The following is an 18,177-nucleotide window of genomic DNA, read 5'->3' as shown; positions in this document are numbered from 1 at the left end:
CGGTCCGTTACCTACCCGAGCGTTCGCTACGGGGATAACCGAGCAGGCCCGTCTCCGGCGAGTCCAATCCCTCCATTTCCACCTCGGGCTCAACCCGCAACGGGACGATCCGATCGAGGAGCTTGAAGAACACCCACGATCCTCCAAACGCCCATATTAAAAGTGCGCCGCAGCCGACGATTTGGGCCAGCGCCTGTCCCGCGTCACCCCGAAACAGCCCGCGGACATTTGCGTTCGCGCCAAAAACGCCGTGAGCGAACAAGCCGACTGCCAGCACGCCCCATAAACCCCCGAGACCATGCACCGCAATCGCGCCGACAGGATCGTCCATGCGAAATCTGTCCAGCCGGCTGACGGCGAGGCAAACCAACAGGCCGCCGACGGCGCCGATGAGGAACGCCGCGTTCGGCCCGACCAATCCGACCGACGCGCTGCTGGCGACCAGGCCCGCCATCAGGCCGTTGGCTACGAGCGTCGGGTCGGGCCTGCGGGTGGTGATTGTCATGTACGCCGCCGCAGCAATGGCGCCGCCGGCGCCGGCCAGGGCGGTCGTCGTCGCGACGAGATCAATGTTGGACGCGCCGCCGGCGTCGAGGGAACGGATCGTGTTGAACCCAAACCAACCTATCGACAAAAGAAAATTACCCAGCAATGCGAGCGGCACGTTGTGAGCCGGGATGGGATTGATCGCGCCGCCCTTGGAATAGCGTCCATGGCGCGGGCCGATCACGAGTACGCCTGCCAGCGCGCACAATCCGGCCAACGCGTGCACAATGCCCGAGCCGCCGACGTCGACGAAGCTGCGACCGAACGTCGCCAGCCAGCCGCCGCCCCACGTCCAGCGGACGAACAACGGAAACAGCACCATCGACATGAACAGCGCGTACACGTAGAAGCTTTTCAAGCGCCACCGCTCGGCGAGCGCGCCGATGGGAATGCACGTGGCGACGATTACCGCCGGCAAAAATGAAACGAACGCCAGATACAAGTCCGGATCGTACGCTCGATTGCGCAGGAACAAGTGCGAGATGCCAAAGGTGCTGTTCGTGAGCGCCAGGCCGCAAATCCAAAACCCCGCCACCGCGATGACCGAACCGAAGAACGTCATGAACATTGTGTGGGCGGCATTCTTGTCGCGGCACAACCCGGTGGCCAACAGCGCAAAGCCCGCCGGCATCAGCAGCGCGAGGAACACTTTGACGATTGTGATTTCAGATCCGATGTTCATCATAAGACCTCACGGGTTTATTTGTGACGGTGCGTCAGCATCGCGAGCAACAAGACCGCAATCACGAAGATGATCGGCAGCAGGATGGACAGCACGATCGTGCGATATTGACGCCACGCGCTTTTCCAGGCCACCTGCGATTGCAGCCGCTCGGCGCGGCCGGTGACCACGACTTTTTCGGGCGCGTCCAACTCGGCTTTCATCTCGGCGGCGGAGGCGTACCGTTTTGCGGGATCGCGCTCCATCGCGTGCAGGATAATCTCTTCAATTTGCGGGGAAAGTTCCGGGTTCACCTTCCGCGGCGCGACCGGGTCGCTAATAAGTCGGGCGTTCATGATGACGAGCGGGTTTTCGCCTTCAAAAGGTTGGTGGCCGGTGAGCATTTCGTAAAGGATGGCCCCGAGGCTGTAGATATCCGTGCGGGCATCGCCACGCTTGCCTTTGACCTGTTCGGGCGCCATGTAATCGGGCGTGCCCATCGCGGGCGTGAAACCCGTGTAGGTGATGCGCCGGCCTTCACCGCCACGCGCGATACCAAAGTCCATGAGCCGAATCGTGCCGTCGTAACACATCATGATGTTCTGCGGTTTGAGGTCGCGGTGGGTGACGCCCTGTTCGTGCAGGTAAGCGAGTGTGTCGCAGACGCGGCTGGCGAGTTTCAGCGCGTCGGCAACCGGCATGGGACGGATGCTGGTGAGAAGATGGGCGAGCGTGTAGCCGCGCAGATATTCGGTGACGATGTAGGGACGCGACTTTTTCTCCACAGGAATAAACTTGAGGACACTGGGATGGTTGAGTTTGAGGCCGATTTCCTCCTCGCGTTGAAAACGGGCGAAGAAACCGGGGTCACTTTCAAACTGCATGAATGGCACTTTCACGGCGACCATCTGTTTCGTCTGCCGGTCCGTGGCGCGATAGATTGTCGCCATGCCGCTGCGGCTGATCATCTCGTGGATAAAAAAGCGGTCGTCGAGAAGCTGGCCGGCTTCGATTTCGCCGGTGACGGGTTTTTCCGCAGGCGCGAGGTACATCGGCACGCCGCGGTAATACCCGACGGCCTCGATTTCATCAATTTGAACCACCTGCGCGGAGACGTTGTCCTCCGTGCCGCGTTGTTCGGCCAGGGCGATGAGTTGACGGCAGGCCGGCGCGGGCGCGTAGCGGCTGACGATGTCGCAGATCTCACCGTCGGCGACGCAAGAGTGCAGGCCATCCGAGCACAGGATGATCCGGTCGCCCTTTTGCACGGCCACATCCTCAATGTCCACGCGGATCATAGGTTCCTGTCCGACGCTCCGGGTGAGGATCGAGCGGTTTTCACTGAGTTTCGCATCTGCCTCGCTGATCAGGCCGAATTTGCGTTGCATCGCGACGTAGGAATGGTCCGTCGAGATTTGTTTGATCTCACCGCGACGCACAAGATAGACGCGCGAATCACCGACGTTGCCGACGGTGACGTGGTCGTTACGGAGGATGGCGACGGCGAGCGTGGTGGCCATGCGGGAAGCGCCGTGATTCTCCATGCCTTTGTCATAGACGGCGAGATTGGCGGCATTGAAAGCCAGCGTCAGCAACTGCTGTGGGCTGGCGTCGCCCTTGGCCTCGCGAAAAGTCTTCAGCGCCTCCTCGACGGCCACCCGGCTGGCGATTTCGCCATGGCCCTGCCCGCCCACGCCGTCCGCCAGCGCGACCATGGCCCCGCGGTTGCGCTTTTCCTCGAGCGTTTCCGGTTGCCAGAAACCGACGTAGTCCTCGTTGTGCGGACGGACAGTGCCGGCGGAAGAAAGTTCTGCGTAGGTCAGTTCCATGCCGTCGCGCCGCTCACGCTACCTTTGGGCCACCCCCGATGCAAGCCAGATGAAGACAGAGACGGTCGTCCCGATTGTGTCGGGACGACCGTCCTGAACCGAATCGCCGTAATCAACTACAGCGCCAGCGCTGTTACCGCCGGCTTGCTTGTAAGTATCGTCTCCCGGCCTTTGGCTTTGCTGGATTTGGCGAAGTAGAACGCCCCATAGATGCCCCAGAGAGCGCACACGCCGAGCGCGATATATGGTTCCTTCACACTCATGCCGCTGACCGTGAATGGACCGATCAAGTAGAACAACATGCAGGCGAGGTTTGCCACTAATCCGAAGATCGGCACAAACATGTGCTTAAAGCCGTTGAAGGTGTGGTGTTCCTTGAACGCCACCATCGCGATAATGCAGGTGATCATATAGAGCAGGAACGTGCCGAAGTTACTGATCAGCGTGATAATGACCAGCGTATTCGGCAGTTTGGCGTACGTCTCCGGTTTGAAGATCCCGAAGCTGTACCAGATGTTGTGATACTTCGGATCCAACGCCGATGGGGTCGTGCCGCCGAGGTACACTGCCACGGTGACGATTCCCAGGACCGCTGATATGCCCGCCAACGCCCAGATCGCGCGATACGGCGACAGGGTCTTGCCGTGCAGCAAGCCGAAGTGCGAGGGCACTTCGTCGTCACGGCCCATCGCGTAGGTCACCCGCGCGCCGGTGCTGAGGCAGGACAACGTCGTTCCGATCAACGCGAGGAACACCGTGAACGCTTGCACGAGCATGAATGCCCGGCCCGCCGCGTAGCTGCCAAACATCCAGGTGCCGACAATAACCATCATGTCGCCGATGGGCGCGCCGGATGCGCCAGCGTTCGGCAGGGTGTAGCCGTTATGCAGGAAGTAGTTGGCTGCGAAGTATTCGAAGAGGTAGCAGAAGAGTCCCTGAATCAACAAGGAGAGCAACACCGCGCGCGGAATGTCGCGCTTGGCGTTTTTGGCCTCTTCACCCATTGCGGTGACCGATTCGAATCCGACCAGGATGAGAATCGCGATGCAGGCCTGGATGAACATCAGGTTAAATCCATGCGGGGCGATAACTGATTTGGCGTCCGAATGGTAGTTGAAGGTGGAAATCTTGGTCGCCGGATCCGTTGTGGTGCCTCCCTCGGGGCTGTAGTCGACAGAAAACGGCTGCGCAAGCCTCAAATCGGTCACGGGCTTGCCATCTTTGTCGGCAGCAACCGGATTACCATCCTTGTCTTGCGAATCCTGCATCTGATAGACCGGCTGGCCTTTGTCGTCGACGGTCGGTTTGCCGTTGGCATCCAGCACCGGCGTCGGAGCACCTTTGTCATCTTTCACGACCTCTTGGGCGACCTGATAGTTTACCGCAACGCCGTTGGACAAGTGGTAGCCCTGCGAACCTTGCGCGTGTTGAAGGCGATAGCTAATGGCGATCACACTAAACACAAGCAACGCGGTGATCTGGATGACGTTGATGATCGCGTTCACACCCGTCGTGCCGCCAACGCCGCGAAACGCGATGTAGGCCACGCCGAACGCAAACACGACGCAGAAGAGGATCATGAACAGTGGACTATTGTACGAGCCGCTAAACGTATCCGGGAAAAACTGGTTAAGCAGGTACCCGCTTAAGATCGCGGTTACCCCGACCATGCATCCCGGGTAGACCCAGTAGTACAGATGACTGGCCCACCCTGTTAGAAACTTGGCCAGACGAGCGAACTTGTACGCGTGCGTCTTGGACAGGAACGCCTGCTCCGCGTAGAGATACGATGAGCCGGCGCCGGGGTACAGTTTTGACAATTCGGCATAGCTGATCGCCGTCGCGAAGCACAATAGCAACGCTGCCACGATGCCGAACCACATCGCGGCGCCTGCCATCGGCGCTCCATACAGGGCCTGAATCTGATAGGTCAACCATAAGAACGCGCCCGGCGCGATCAGCGCCATCGCATTCGACGTCAGGCCCGTCAGCCCGAGCGTTCCTGTCGTCTGGGGTTTCTTTTCTCCCCCGCCTGGTGTTGGTACCGTTGCCATTATTGGTCTCCTTCGCTCTACAGGTTTTTATTTTTCCTTAATTCGCCGACCGTTACGCGTCGCCGCCATCTGTTACTTCGACTTTCGTAATCATTGTCGGAGCGAATCCACACTCTCGCCTGCGCCCTGCCTTTAGCGTCAGGCGTGCCAGCAATAGAACGCCCATTAAAAAACCATTAACAGTCAACGGGTTTCGCAAACAGCGCCTGAGGAGATATTACCCGTCCGCAGAAGGTTGTTATCCACTGTGGTCAAAACGGGACATTACCCCCCATCTAGGACGGGGTGCTCCCTGTCATTTCCATCAGGCCAGAAGCAGCCACGATACAAGCGCGAAGAGTGGGATGAGAATGGGCAACGCGTACTTGACGACGTAACCAAAAAAGCCGGGACATTTCACCCCAGCCGATTCTGCGATGCTCTTGACCATGAAATTCGGCCCATTGCCGATGTAGGTCACGGCGCCGAAAAAAACCGACCCCAGCGACACAGCGACGACATACTTCGAGGCGTTCAGGTCGAGCAAGAAAGCCTGGACGTGCGCCGGGTTTTCCAAGGACAGATGCCGCAGGCCAAACGCGGCGGCCAGGAAACTGAGATACGCCGGCGCATTATCCAGCATGGAAGAAAGCAGCCCGCTTCCCCAAAAAAATTGCCGCACGGTGGCAAGGCCGAGGCCGGCGGCGTGCTTCTCCAACAAATCCAGGGCTGGCACCATGGTGGCAAAGATGCCCACGAACAGGAGCCCGACTTCGCGCAACGGTTCGAAGTCGAACTGGTTCTTCTTTAAAGCATCGTGGTTGGCGAATTTGTGCGACAACCCCGCTGTCCCAATCATCAACAGGGCCATGAACAACGTCGTGAAACTTTCCGCCGTCCTGACCGCGCTCCAGCCCAAGCCGTCCCCGAGCGAAGCCAGGACGGACCAATGCTCCAGATCTTTCACCCATTCCCCCTTTTGCGCAAGGACCAGCACGATGATGACGAACAGCCAGAGGAAGTTGTGTGAGCCTTCCAGTTCGACGCGGTCCCGGGCCTGTTTGGCAACGGCGGGCTTGTGCTTGCGGAAATTGGCCGAGTCGATGACAAAAAAAAGCGCCAGCAACACGCCTACACAGAGTAACCATGCCAAGAGGACCTGCGACCTTTGCATCAGCCAGAAAAACGGCACCCCTTTCAAATAGCCCAGGAACAATGGCGGATCGCCGATGGGTGTCAGCGCCCCGCCGATATTGCTGACGAGGAAGATGAAGAACACAACGTGATAGGGCGCGATGCGTGGCTTGTTGATTCGCAGAAAGGGCCGAATCAACAACATCGATGCGCCCGTGGTGCCGAGGAGATTCGCGAGGATCACGCCGAGCGCCAGCAGGCCCGTGTTGACCGTGGGCGTCGAGCGGCCGGTCATATCGATATGAATGCCGCCGGCGATGACATACAATGATCCGATCAGCGCTATGAAGCCGACATAGTCGATCAGGCCCAGGAGCATCCGTGGCGTGTTGTGCAGGACCACGACATAATAGACCGTGGTTATCAGCCCCAGACCAATGGCGACCTTTGGATAGTGGTTTTCCCAATGGTGCTTGAGGACGAAGGGCAACAGTGCGATCGCCAGCAAAAGAATCACAAACGGGGCGACCATCAGCACATGCGGTTCGCGCGGGGCAGTAATCTCAGCCCCAGTGGCGACACTGGCAATGTCGAGCGTTCCAAAAAAGACGGCCAAGGTGACGGCTTTTCCGCGCATCACCGTTGAAGATACTTCAGCCGCAGCCGCAAAAGAAACGGAATCGCGTAAGGGATAAATTTGATAATGTATTCATACTGTTTCCCTCCCCTATTGGGGAGGGATGCGCGAGGCGCCAACTTCCCCACGCATCCTCCACCGGAGAGCGACCAGGTGTGAGATCCTGGCGGCTCCTAGACAGCGGCTTCGTCAACTTCAGCCGTACGAATCCGCACGGCCCGCTTAATCGGCCACACGAAGATTTTGCCATCGCCGATCTTGCCGGTCTTGGCGGTTTCCTGGATCGTTTTGACAACACGATCCACCATGTCATCCGCGACCACAATTTCCAGTTTCATTTTTGGGACAAAGTCCACCGTGTACTCGCTACCGCGGAAGACTTCGGTTTGGCCCTTTTGACGACCGAACCCTTTGACTTCGCTCACGGTCATGCCCTGGATACCGATTTCGGACAGGGCCTCTTTAACTTCATCGAGCTTGAACGGCTTGATAATCGCTTCAATTTTATTCATATGTTCTCCTTACAGGCCCTCGGTCTTAACTCGATGCCTTACCTTCGCTCCAGTGTGCGCCGGCAGACTTGGGATAAGCTTCGCTCCCGTGCTGGTCGAGGTCAAACCCAGCGAGTTCGCCCTCTTTGGAGACGCGGAGCAAGCTCACGGCATCGAGCGCTTTAAACATCACCATGGCAGTGACGAACGTCGCGGTGCAGACAACCAGGCTGCCGATGCACTGCGCCATGAGGACTTTCATGCCGCCGCCGTAGAACAGGCCAGTGAGAGCATCGGCCGACCCGGGAACGATCGAAGGCACCCCGGTAGGGCTTGAACCGGCCGCGGAGTACTCGCCGCTGGCGAACAAGCCCAAGCACAGAGTGCCCCAAATACCGCACACGCCGTGAACGGGCCAGGCGCCCACCGGATCGTCGATCCGGAGATGCTCGAGCAAATCCGTCGCCAGTACGACCAACACGCCCGCCACCAAACCAATGACGATGGAGCCAGCGTTGCTGACCCAATAGCAGGGGCAGGTAATCGCCACGAGGCCGGCGAGGGAGCCGTTGACGATAGAAATCACATCCCATTTCCTGGTCCTGAAGTAGACCCAAAGAACTGCGGCGATACCACCGCCGCAGGCGGCGAGCGTGGTATTGGCCGCCACGCGGGCGACGCCGACGTTGTCCATGATCGAGAGTGTCGAACAGGGGTTGAAGCCGTACCAGCCGAACCAGAGGATCAGGGCGCCGATGACGGCGATGACGATATTATGCGGAAGCATCGGCTCGCCGCCGTCACGTTTGAACCTTCGACCCAACCTCGGCCCCAGCACGAGGGCACCGGCGATCGCAACCCATCCGCCAATCGAGTGCACAACGGTTGAACCGGCGAAATCATGAAAGTTCATTCCGAGACCCGCCAAAAAACCGCCTGTCGAGCCCATCGTGGCAAGAAAACCATCGGGACCCCAGCACCAGTGGCCAAAGACCGGATAGATAAGGCCCGATACGCCGATGGAATAAAGGATATCGCCCCAGAACCGGGTCCGTCCGACCATCGCGCCCGAGCAGATCGTCGAAGCGCAGTCCGCGAAGGCGAACTGGAAGAGAAAGTGCGCAAGGATGGGGATACCCGTGGAACCGTACGTCGCCAATAGACTGACGTCTTTCATAAAAATCAGACTCTTGGTCGGATCTCCCGGCAGATGCCAGCCAAACAAGGCGTTGCCGCCGCCGAACATGATCGCAAAGCCAAATGCCCAGTGCAGAATTCCGCAGACGCAGGTGTCGAACATACATTCCACCAGCACGTTGACGGTTTCACGCTCCCGACAGAAGCCAGCTTCCAACATGGTGAAGCCCGCCTGCATGCCGAACACGAGGAACCCGCCGAGCAGAACCCAGGCGGTGTTGATTGGATTCACGTAGGGCGGCAAAGCGTCTGCCACGGCTGGGGCGGGAGTTGCTGGCGCCGCCGGGGCGGCGGGCGAAGCTTCCGTCTTTACCGCCGTGTCGTCCGCGTGAGCCCTGGTAGCCGAACCCTCAAAGTAGGCGAACGCCGCCCACATCAATAGAAGACACAATCCCGCTCCCATCAATTTTCCCCCGAATAGCGTGTAGAAGAACTTACGCTCCTTTGGATCCCGCATTTTGGTAGTGAACTTTTTAATCATAATCTTCTTGCTCTCCTATTTCTCCGAAGTTTCGGTTCCCGATAGCGGGCACTTCCGTACGTCTGCTGGCCAGTCGCATTCGACTCAGCGAAATTTTCCGGCTCGCGTGGCGATCTCGTTTGCAGGAGCGATGCCATGCCGCGCACCTGCTGGCGCAACACGCTTGTGATTAGATTCTTCCGCAATTCCACGGAGCAAGAATGAGGCGGTAGCGCGAAGGAAATTGTCCATCGTGTCTGCCGGTGCGCATTTGAAAATAAAAACGCGCCAGCAAGAATGCTTAGTGCGCCATGGCGGAAAATGCCCTCGAGTTTCGAGAGGGAATTCCCTTTTCGATCTTTTTATAAAAAATGGATTGCGTGTTCGCGATGGATACGACTTATTTGGCGAGTCATGAGTTCGGTTTCGGTCACAACGAAAACGCGGATTTTCATCGCGGACGACCATCCGCTGGTGCGCGATTGGCTCGCGCAATTGATCAATCGCGAGCCGGACCTGACGGTGTGTGGGGAAGCGGCCGATGCCGGACAAACCTTGACGGCGATTGCGGAATTGAAGCCGGACATGGCCATCGTCGACCTGACGATGAAAGACACGCACGGACTCGACCTGGTGCAGAGTATCCGGACGCAATTCAAGGAGTTGTTGGTGCTGGTGTTTTCCGTTCGCAATGAAGAGCTCTACGCTGAACGCGCGATCCGCGCCGGCGCCAGGGGCTACATCATGAAGCAGGAGGTGGGCGCCCGGATCAAGCACGCGATCCGGGTGGTGCTGGCCGGACAGATTTACATCAGCCAAAAACTGCGCCGTCGTTCACCCAAAACGCTTCCCCGTCCCATCGATATCCTGAGCGAACGGCAATTGGAGCTTCTGCGGCTCATTGGCGCAGGCCTTTCCATCCATCGAATCGCCGAGCAATTGGGATTGAGCGCCAAGACCGTGGAGGGCTACATCGCTCGGACGAAGAAAAAGCTGGAAATCCCCACTGCTAACGAGCTTTTACAATACGCCATCCAGTTCAATAAAATTGTCGGGGATTGACCCGCGATCCAGTAAAGTTGGACCTGGGAAGCAGCGAATATGGTGCAAAGAATCGTTGATTGGCTGGGACAGAGGTCGAAAACCTCGCTGACGGTCGCCGGGGTCATTTTGGTTTCGGTGATTGCCGTACTCGATCACTCCACACCGACGGAGATGACCTTCACGATCTCGTATCTCTTCCCGGTCCTGCTCTTCACGTGGTTTGTCGGACGCCGACAGGGTATTTTTATCTCGTTCGTCTGCGCCTTCGCCTGGCTCATCGTCAATCTCACGCAGCTACGACAAGGATGGAACCCGCTGGCCCCCTATTGGAATGCATTCAATGGATTGGTGGCATTTCTCGCGGTGGTCTTTCTAGCGTCGGCGGTAAAGACATTGAATGCCGAACTGGAAGAGCGCGTCGAACGGCGGACAGCCGAGTTGCAGGCCAGCGAACAGCAATTCCGCCAACTGGCGGAGGGCATCCATGAGGTCTTCTGGATGACCGACGTGGAACGGTCACGGGTCATCTACGTCAGCCCGGGCTACGCGAGCATTTGGGGGCGAACCTGTGAAAGCCTCTACACCGCGCCTGATTCCCGTCTGGAAGCCGTCCACCCGGAAGATCGGGAGCGGGTCATGCAAGCCGCCATGACCAGTCAACTCCATGGCGGAAGGTATGACGAGGAATACCGAATCATCCGACCCGACCAAACCGTTCGCTGGATCCATGACCAGGCTTTTCCCATTTACGACAAAGCGGGAGTGCTTTATCGGATCGGCGGTATCGCGGAAGACATCACGGACCGTAAACTTTTGGAACGGCAAATCCTCGAAGTGGGCGACCAGGAACAGCGGCGGATCGGACGGGATCTGCACGATGGATTGTGCCAGCATCTTAGCGCCACGATGTTTGCCTGCAAGATTGTGGAGGAGGAGCTGGACAAGAAATCCCTGCCGGAAGCCGCGCAGGTAAGGCAGATCGCCGAGTTTATCGACCGCGCCATCAGCCAGGCCCGTGATGTGGCGGAAGGCCTCGACCCGGTGAAAGTCGACGCGAATGGATTTATGTCGGCGCTGGAGGAATTGACGACCTCCATTCAATCCATGCATCGCATTCAATGTTCTTTTCGGTCCGATTCGTTGGTCCTCATTGATGACACGGCCACGGCCATCCACCTTTATCGCATCGCCCAGGAAGCTGTAAATAACGCCATTCGTCACGGCCGAGCGACATCCATTGAAATCGGTTTGACGAACCTGCCGGAGCGGGTCATCCTGACCGTACAGGACAACGGCATTGGGATTTCCAAACCCCCGACCCGACGTGGCGGGATGGGAATGCATACCATGCGGTACCGCGCTCGAATGCTGGGAGCTTCGTTTGATGTGAGTGCGGGCGCCAAGGGCGGGACGATCGTTACCTGCGCCCTGCCCAAAAGCCCCGTCGCAAAAACCGTCGAACCATGAGCACCGCCAAGACTCGAATTCTCATTGCGGACGATCATCCCATGGTTCGGGATTGGCTTTCGCAAATGATCAACCGCGAACCTGACCTCATGGTCTGCGGTGAGACCAGCGATGCGGCCCAGACTCTTGCCAAGATCCCCGTTTTGAAGCCGGACATGGCCATTGTCGATCTCACCATGGACGATAGTCGGGGCACTGAATTGATCTGTGAACTCGGCGAGCGTTTCAAGGACCTGCCGATCCTGGTGCTATCCATGCATCGCGAATCTTTGTACGCCGAACGCGCATTGCGCGCGGGCGCCAAGGGTTACATCACGAAACAGGAGGCCAGCCACAAGATCAAGGAGGCGATTCGCGCCGTGATCGCCGGGCAGATTTACATTAGCGAAGCGCACGCAAGCAAAATGATTCGCGAGATGGCTTCCCGTCCGCCCAACGCGCCGCGACTGCTGCTGGACAGCCTGACCGAGCGGCAACTGAAAGTCCTGCGGCTGATCGGTGATGGTTTTTCCAACCCGCAGATTGCGGAGAAACTAAGTTTGAGCGTTAACACTGTGGAAAGCTACAGCACACGCCTCAAGGAAAAGCTGGGCCTCGCAACGGCGAATGAACTTCTCCAGTACGCGATCAAGTTTAACAAGGCAGTCGGCGATTAAATCGCCACGCGATCAGATCCGAATCGGCAGCAAGAGAAACGGGATGCCTCGCCGGTAAAAACGACGCTGCACGGCCAGGACGGTGTAATTGTGCAGCCAGCGCGTGGCCAGCGTGTCTTTCGGGAACACCAGTTGGCCTCCGAAAAAGACCGCATTCGGGAATTTCTCCGTAATGAACGGGGCCATCTGATCCAATTCCGCCACGATGTCCGTCCCGATGGAGTAGTAACATTCGGCGTAATTGCCGTGATCCGTCATGTACTCGACATAATGATCTAGCTGCTCCAGGCAATTATTACGCAAGCTCTCGACTTCAGCCGAGCCTTTGAAGTTACCCGCATCCAAAACGCCGACCTGCACGAAAACAAAGTTCTTGAAATGGCCGCGAAACACGCGCGACACGCCGAGCAGGGTGTGCAGACCGAGACTGTTGAAGCCGCTGACCAGAATCACGGCGGTCTGGGCGTTCGGGTCACACGGGGGGACTGTCACCGTTTCGTCGCCCGCACCCATGTCTACCGCTTCCAGCAGGCTGTCCAGCCGTTTGAGAAACGTGCGGGTGTAGTCGTAATGGCGGCGAATGACAAGGGCCGACGCGACCAAACCCCCCGTCAGCACGAGCGTGATCCAGCCGCCATCCCGGAATTTCAGGATGGTCATCAATACGAGGATGGCCGACGTGAGCGCGAGGGCGACACCATTGACGAGGAGCTTCCACTTCCATGGCCGGGTCAACGCGCGCTCCTGCCAGGCATGCCGCACCATGCCGAGTTGGGAAAGGGAGAAGGTGATAAAGACATTAATGCTGTAGAGCACCACGAGGATCCTGACCGAGCCGGCCGTCAGGAGCATCATCGCCAAGGCCGCGCCACCCATGAGCAGGACGCCATTCTGCGTGACAAGCCGGTCGCTGAGCGTCGCGAACTTCGTGGGCATCCAACGATCCAGCGCCATGTTCGCCAAGGCGCGCGGGCCTCCGAGAAAACCCGCCTGCGCCGCCACCAGTAGCAGCACGGCTTCCGACACCAGGGCGACCAAAACGAAGACCACGCCGGCCCTGCCCCATCCTCGGGTGAGTGTTTCGAAAAGGACTGCATTCAGCGTCTTGCCGGGTTGATGTTCCACGTGGAGGAGCAGGTAGGCGATCATCAATCCCGTCGCCGTGAACGCGAGCGAGATCGCCATGTAATTCATCGTGCGCTTGCCCGTTTGCACTCTTGGCTCGCGCAGAATGGGCAGGCCGTTGCTAACCGCCTCGATGCCGGTGTACGTGCCGGCGCCAAGGCTGTAGGCGCGGAGCATCAATAAGAGAGTGCCCAACAGGCCGAGTTCGCCGCGGGAGGCACGGACACTGTCGGCGGTCGTATGCATCAATGCGGGAAAATCCGCGGCATGCAACGCCAACGCGTAGAGGATTACGAACGCGTGCGTGATCACGAAGATCAAGAACATCGGCACTAGCACCATGACCGACTCCTTGACGCCGCGCAGGTTCAACAAGGTCAACACCAATACGCCGACAACCGCAAAACCCAGTTTGAAGGGCTGCCACGCTGTGGGCAGAAAGCTGAATAGCGCGTCCGCGCCACTCGCAATCGAGATCGTGATAGTCAGCACGTAATCAATCAGCAACGCGCAGCCGGACACCATGCCGACAGCCGGGGAAAGCAACTTGCTGGCGACGAGATAACCGCCGCCGCCGCTTGGGAACAGTTCGATGATTTGCGTGTAGCTGGCGCTGATAACAAACACGGTGACCGCTGACGCCAGCGCGACGAAGATACTCAGGTAGGGGTGTGAGCCGAGGGCGAGAAAAGCCTCCTCGGGACCGTAACAGCAGGATGACAGGCCGTCCGCGCCCAAACCAACCCAGGCAAAGAAAGCAATCAGCGAGAGTTTATGAAAAATGGCTTGATCGTGAGGGCTTAAGGCCGGCCCGAGAACCAGGGATCGCACGCGTTTACCCAACGGCTCAGAAACCGATGGTCGATCAGTCATCTGGCCCCTGGCAATACGGGAATCGGCGGCGGAGAATGGAGTGCGTTCGGCGCTGGGGTTGAATCGTAACCGCGTTAAACATTTCCGTCGGGCCTTTTTGCCAACCGCGGCCTCTCACTTCGCTGACGGCCGCGACTCTACCCCAGAGGAAACGAGATGGCAATCAGCGTTCCTTTTTTGGGAAGGATGCGCGGGCTGGCAACAGCTCCCGCGCATCCTCCACATGTCCGCAACCCGGAGTGTGGTCCGGGCTGCCCCTAGACAGCGGCTTCGCCAGTTTCGGCCGTGCGGATCCGCATGGCCTTGCTGATCGGCCAAACAAAGATCTTGCCGTCCCCGATCTTCCCGGTCTTGGCGGTTTCCTGAATCGCTTTGACAACGCGGTCCACAGCCTCGTCGCCCACGACAATTTCCAATTTGATCTTCGGGACGAAGTCCACGGTGTACTCGCTACCACGAAAGACTTCGGTTTGGCCCTTCTGGCGACCGAACCCTTTGACCTCGCTCACAGTCATTCCCTGAATCCCGATTTCTGCGAGCGCCTCTTTGACCTCATCCAGCTTGAACGGTTTGATAATCGCTTCAATTTTATTCATGAAATCTCCTTAGGGAGTTGGAGGAGGGAGAGACACTCGCGCATCTCTCCCTCCCCGAATCATTTGGTTACGACTGGTGAGCAATGTGCTCCGGATAAGCGTGTCCGCCATGTTCGTGAAGATCGAGACCTTCGATCTCGCCTTCCTTGGAAACGCGCAGTGTGCCGGTGGCTTTCACCGCGTACATGAGGACGAACGCCGCCACGAAGACGCCGAGACCGATCGACGCATTGCCGATGATCTGCGCTACGAGCTGCGAAGTGCCGCCGCCGTAGAACAAACCGGTCACGACCATACCCGCTGAGTTGTCGGCGCCCATGGGCGTCGGCGCGCCGAATTCGCCGGTGGCAAACAGCCCCAGGCTCAACGTGCCCCAAATTCCGCAGAGGCCATGCACCGGCCACGCGCCGCACGGATCGTCAATGCGCAAGTATTCGAGCAGGTCGGTACCCAACACGACCAACACGCCGGCAACCGCGCCGAGGCAAATCGCGCCGAACGGCGAGACCCAGTAACAAGGACAAGTGATCGCCACCAAGCCGGCCAACAGTCCGTTCATCGTCATACCGCAGTCCCATTTCTTCGATCGCGGATACACGTAGAACATGGCCGCCAACGCGCCGGCGCAGGCCGCAAGGGTCGTATTGAGGGCTACCCGAGCGGTACCCGTTGTGTCCATGATGGACAGGGTGCTGCCGGGGTTGAAGCCGTACCAACCAAACCACAGGATGATGGTTCCGACCGCCGCGATGGTCATATCGTGATAGGGCAAAGGCCCACCGCCGTCCCGCTTGAACTTCCGGCCGAGGCGCGGCCCGAGTGCAATCGCGCCCGCCAACGCAATCATTCCACCGATCGTATGCACGATGGTTGAACCGGCAAAATCATGAAATGCCGCCGGCTTGATGGTGTTCAACCAGCCGTCCGGCCCCCACGCCCAGTGCCCGAAGATTGGGTAGAGGAATCCGCTGACGCCAAAACTGTATAACAAATCGCCCCAGAAGCCGGTCCGACCGAGCATCGCACCCGAGGTGATTGTCGAAGCACAGTCAGCGAAAGCGAATTGGAACAGCACGTAAGCGTAAATGGCGATACCCGTGCCCTCGTAGGTCACCGGCACGTTGTGTAGGAAATACCACGTGTGCCCACTGCCGTCGCCCCAGCCGATGAATCCGTTGCCGTGCCCGAACATCCAGGCGAACCCCCAGGCCCAGAACAAAATGCCACACAAGCACGTATCCACCACGCCTTCGAGCAACACGTTCACGGCCTCGCGCGTCCGCGCAAACCCGGCTTCGAGAAACATAAAGCCCGCTTGCATGAAGAACACAAGGAACGCCGTGACGAGTACCCACATAGTATTCATGGGGTTGACGTACGGGGGGTTGTCTGGTGTCGGGGCCGGGGCAGCTACTGCGGCCGCCGTAGCCGCAGCTGGCGCGGTTGCGGTCGTGGCTGTCCCGGTGTCCGCATGAGCCTTGAGCGCCGCGCTGCCAAAGTAGGCAGAAACACCCAACATCACCAGGAAACACAATCCGAGTCCGAGCATCTTTCCGCCGAATATCGCGTAGAACAACCGGCGCTCCTTCGGGTCTCGCATTTTTGTCGTGAACTTTTTAATCATAATCTCTCTCGCTCTCCTATTTCTCCGAGGTTTCGGTTCTCACAGCGGGCTTTTTGTATAGAGTTGGCGACCCGCAATCCACCCTAGCGAAGGAACCAGGCTCGCATGGCAATCCAGCATTTGCAGCCCACGTGCCACGTGGTATATCTACAGGTGCAAATATCTATTGTGCAGACTATTACGATTTTCAATCCATGGGTAGATGAGGCCCGCTGTGGTCGAGAATTCACCATCGAGTTCATATAGTAACAGTTGTCAAGAAATAGTTGAGAGGTTTTACACTCTCTTTCAATGACGGGGATAGGCCCGTCATTTCTTCCAAAGAACTCTTCGACCGTTTTGTGCTTTTCCACACAACTCCCCCTACATGTCAGCGGCACTTCACGGGCATCGAATCGAAGAGGTGCGGCGGGACTATTCACGCCTTGGAACACTCACCGCTTGATTTTGTCCCGGGATTATGAAAAAAGGTTGACACTTCGATGGGGAAAAACCTTAAGATTGCCCTTGGTTCGGATCACGGCGGCCTCGAACTCAAGAATCAGCTTCTCGGTTATTTGCAGAGCCGCGGCTTTTTCGTGCAGGACTGCGGCACGCACAGCAAAGAGGCAGTGGACTACCCGCGCATCGCGTACACCGTCGCCCGGCTGGTGGCGAGCGGGATGTGCGACCGCGGGATCGTGGTGGACGGAGCGGGCATCGGGTCGGCGATGGCGGCCAACAAAGTCCGTGGCGTGCGGGCGGCAGCGTGTTACAGTGTCGCCCTCGCGAAGAATTCGCGGGAGCACAACGACGCCAACGTGCTGACGCTTGGCTCGGGCCAGACCAATTTTGAGACGGCCAAGCAGATCGTCGAGACTTTTCTGGCGGGTGAATGTGTTGAAGAACGGCATCGGAAACGGGTACAACTGATCAATGCAATCGAAAACGGACCCATTGAGACCGGAGCGCACCAGTCAACCTTGCTGGCCACGGTGGGAGAACCGCGCATGAGCGCCTCGCAGTCCGACCTCGAACGCATCGCCAAACGCGTCCAGGAGCTTCTCGCGTCCCAGGGGAATCCGCCGATAGCGGCGACGGTGTCCCGACCGGGATTCTCGCCCGCGCAAATTGCCCAACTCATCGACCACACGGTTTTGCGGCCGGACGCCACCAAGGCGGATGTTGAACAGCTTTGCCGCGAGGCGCGCCAGGCCAACTTCTATTCGGTTTGCGTCAATCCGACGTGGGTCTCGCTTGCGCGGCAGTTGCTCGAAGGTTCGAGCGTCAAAGTCTGTTGCGTGGTCGGCTTTCCGCTCGGCGCGCAACCGCCCGAAACCAAGGCGATGGAAGCGCGTGCGGCCATCCGCCAGGGCGCGAAGGAAATCGACATGGTGATCAACGTCGGCGCGCTCAAGAGCGGCGACGATGAGATGGTGTTGCGGGACATTCGCGGGGTCGTTGAGGCCTGCCGGGACGGCAGCGCGAAATGCAAAGTGATTTTTGAGACGTCGCTGCTAACCAATGAAGAGAAGGCCCGCGCTTGCGAGCTTTCCGTGAAGGCGAACGCGGACTTTGTGAAGACCTCGACCGGGTTCAGCTCGGGTGGCGCGACGGTGGAAGACGTGTCGCTGATGAGCCGGATTGTTAAGGACAAGGGCCTCGGCGTGAAGGCGTCGGGGGGAGTGCGGTCGCTGGCCGATTTGCTGAAGATGGTTGCAGCGGGCGCGACGCGCATCGGCACGTCAAGTGGGCTGAAGATTTTGAAGGAAGCCCGGGGAGAAGCCGTTTCGTCGGAAGGCGCGAAGTATTAGAGGATACGAAA

13 protein-coding genes and 1 pseudogene are annotated in these 18,177 nt (G+C 58.5%); 5 read left to right on the top strand and 9 right to left on the bottom strand.

The features are described from left to right. Positions 1-7 precede the first annotated feature (7 nt). From VNL17_00300 to VNL17_00275, 6 genes are all read right to left on the bottom strand, one after another. Positions 8-1,231, bottom strand: a complete 1,224-nt coding sequence (locus VNL17_00300; protein ID HXI82510.1) for an ammonium transporter — start codon at positions 1,229-1,231, stop codon at positions 8-10. 14 nt (positions 1,232-1,245) lie between these two features. Next, on the bottom strand, positions 1,246-3,036 hold the full coding sequence (locus tag VNL17_00295) for a protein kinase (protein HXI82509.1): 1,791 nt from the start codon (positions 3,034-3,036) through the stop codon (positions 1,246-1,248). A 116-nt stretch (positions 3,037-3,152) separates the two neighbouring features. Further along, positions 3,153-5,090, bottom strand: a complete 1,938-nt coding sequence (locus VNL17_00290) for an APC family permease (protein ID HXI82508.1) — start codon at positions 5,088-5,090, stop codon at positions 3,153-3,155. 304 nt (positions 5,091-5,394) lie between these two features. Next, positions 5,395-6,840, bottom strand: a complete 1,446-nt coding sequence (locus VNL17_00285; protein HXI82507.1) for a sodium:proton antiporter — start codon at positions 6,838-6,840, stop codon at positions 5,395-5,397. A 173-nt stretch (positions 6,841-7,013) separates the two neighbouring features. Further along, the gene (locus VNL17_00280; GenBank protein HXI82506.1) at positions 7,014-7,352 is read right to left on the bottom strand and encodes a P-II family nitrogen regulator; all 339 of its coding nucleotides are present in this window, start codon (positions 7,350-7,352) and stop codon (positions 7,014-7,016) included. A 25-nt stretch (positions 7,353-7,377) separates the two neighbouring features. Further along, on the bottom strand, positions 7,378-9,009 hold the full coding sequence (locus VNL17_00275; protein HXI82505.1) for an ammonium transporter: 1,632 nt from the start codon (positions 9,007-9,009) through the stop codon (positions 7,378-7,380). Positions 9,010-9,402: 393 nt separating this feature from the next. Between VNL17_00275 and VNL17_00270 the strand changes: the two genes are divergently transcribed. From VNL17_00270 to VNL17_00260, 3 genes are read left to right on the top strand one after another with little or no spacing between them, the layout of a single operon-like run. After that, positions 9,403-10,050, top strand: coding sequence for a response regulator transcription factor (locus VNL17_00270; protein HXI82504.1), 648 nt, complete (start codon positions 9,403-9,405; stop codon positions 10,048-10,050). Positions 10,051-10,089: 39 nt separating this feature from the next. Beyond that, positions 10,090-11,499, top strand: a complete 1,410-nt coding sequence (locus VNL17_00265) for a PAS domain-containing protein (GenBank protein HXI82503.1) — start codon at positions 10,090-10,092, stop codon at positions 11,497-11,499. Beyond that, the gene (locus VNL17_00260) at positions 11,496-12,155 is read left to right on the top strand and encodes a response regulator transcription factor (protein ID HXI82502.1); all 660 of its coding nucleotides are present in this window, start codon (positions 11,496-11,498) and stop codon (positions 12,153-12,155) included. Before VNL17_00265 ends, VNL17_00260 begins: the two co-directional genes overlap by 4 nt. A gap of 12 nt (positions 12,156-12,167) precedes the next feature. Here VNL17_00260 and VNL17_00255 read toward each other — a convergent pair whose 3' ends face one another. The 3 genes from VNL17_00255 to VNL17_00245 form a co-directional block, all read right to left on the bottom strand. Then, positions 12,168-14,153: an APC family permease gene (locus VNL17_00255; GenBank protein HXI82501.1), complete on the bottom strand. Its 1,986-nt coding sequence runs from the start codon at positions 14,151-14,153 to the stop codon at positions 12,168-12,170. 257 nt (positions 14,154-14,410) lie between these two features. Further along, complete coding sequence (locus VNL17_00250; GenBank protein HXI82500.1) at positions 14,411-14,749, bottom strand: P-II family nitrogen regulator; 339 nt, start codon at positions 14,747-14,749, stop codon at positions 14,411-14,413. A gap of 67 nt (positions 14,750-14,816) precedes the next feature. Next, complete coding sequence (locus VNL17_00245) at positions 14,817-16,373, bottom strand: ammonium transporter (GenBank protein ID HXI82499.1); 1,557 nt, start codon at positions 16,371-16,373, stop codon at positions 14,817-14,819. 482 nt (positions 16,374-16,855) lie between these two features. On the opposite strand from VNL17_00245, the pseudogene rpiB reads away from it, so the two are divergent. Both rpiB and deoC read left to right on the top strand, forming a co-directional pair. Then, positions 16,856-17,290: pseudogene (gene rpiB, locus VNL17_00240) on the top strand (ribose 5-phosphate isomerase B). A gap of 192 nt (positions 17,291-17,482) precedes the next feature. Beyond that, positions 17,483-18,166: a deoxyribose-phosphate aldolase gene (deoC, locus tag VNL17_00235; protein HXI82498.1), complete on the top strand. Its 684-nt coding sequence runs from the start codon at positions 17,483-17,485 to the stop codon at positions 18,164-18,166. Positions 18,167-18,177: the final 11 nt, after the last annotated feature.

Source organism: Verrucomicrobiia bacterium, from assembly GCA_035577545.1.
Lineage (GTDB): Bacteria > Verrucomicrobiota > Verrucomicrobiia > Palsa-1439 > Palsa-1439 > Palsa-1439.
Note: the sequence above shows the minus strand (reverse complement) of the source record. Positions and strands in the feature narration are given on the sequence as shown.

What these genes read in the sequence shown, in the direction of transcription:
- VNL17_00250 (HXI82500.1), bottom strand. Translation starts at nt 14,749, where the DNA reads ATGAATAAAATTGAAGCGATTATCAAACCGTTCAAGCTGGATGAGGTC.
- VNL17_00275 (HXI82505.1), bottom strand. Translation starts at nt 9,009, where the DNA reads ATGATTAAAAAGTTCACTACCAAAATGCGGGATCCAAAGGAGCGTAAG.
- VNL17_00260 (HXI82502.1), top strand. Translation starts at nt 11,496, where the DNA reads ATGAGCACCGCCAAGACTCGAATTCTCATTGCGGACGATCATCCCATG.
- VNL17_00245 (HXI82499.1), bottom strand. Translation starts at nt 16,373, where the DNA reads ATGATTAAAAAGTTCACGACAAAAATGCGAGACCCGAAGGAGCGCCGG.
- VNL17_00300 (HXI82510.1), bottom strand. Translation starts at nt 1,231, where the DNA reads ATGATGAACATCGGATCTGAAATCACAATCGTCAAAGTGTTCCTCGCG.
- VNL17_00255 (HXI82501.1), bottom strand. Translation starts at nt 14,153, where the DNA reads ATGACTGATCGACCATCGGTTTCTGAGCCGTTGGGTAAACGCGTGCGA.
- VNL17_00270 (HXI82504.1), top strand. Translation starts at nt 9,403, where the DNA reads ATGAGTTCGGTTTCGGTCACAACGAAAACGCGGATTTTCATCGCGGAC.
- VNL17_00280 (HXI82506.1), bottom strand. Translation starts at nt 7,352, where the DNA reads ATGAATAAAATTGAAGCGATTATCAAGCCGTTCAAGCTCGATGAAGTT.
- VNL17_00295 (HXI82509.1), bottom strand. Translation starts at nt 3,036, where the DNA reads ATGGAACTGACCTACGCAGAACTTTCTTCCGCCGGCACTGTCCGTCCG.
- VNL17_00290 (HXI82508.1), bottom strand. Translation starts at nt 5,090, where the DNA reads ATGGCAACGGTACCAACACCAGGCGGGGGAGAAAAGAAACCCCAGACG.
- VNL17_00285 (HXI82507.1), bottom strand. Translation starts at nt 6,840, where the DNA reads ATGCGCGGAAAAGCCGTCACCTTGGCCGTCTTTTTTGGAACGCTCGAC.
- VNL17_00265 (HXI82503.1), top strand. Translation starts at nt 10,090, where the DNA reads ATGGTGCAAAGAATCGTTGATTGGCTGGGACAGAGGTCGAAAACCTCG.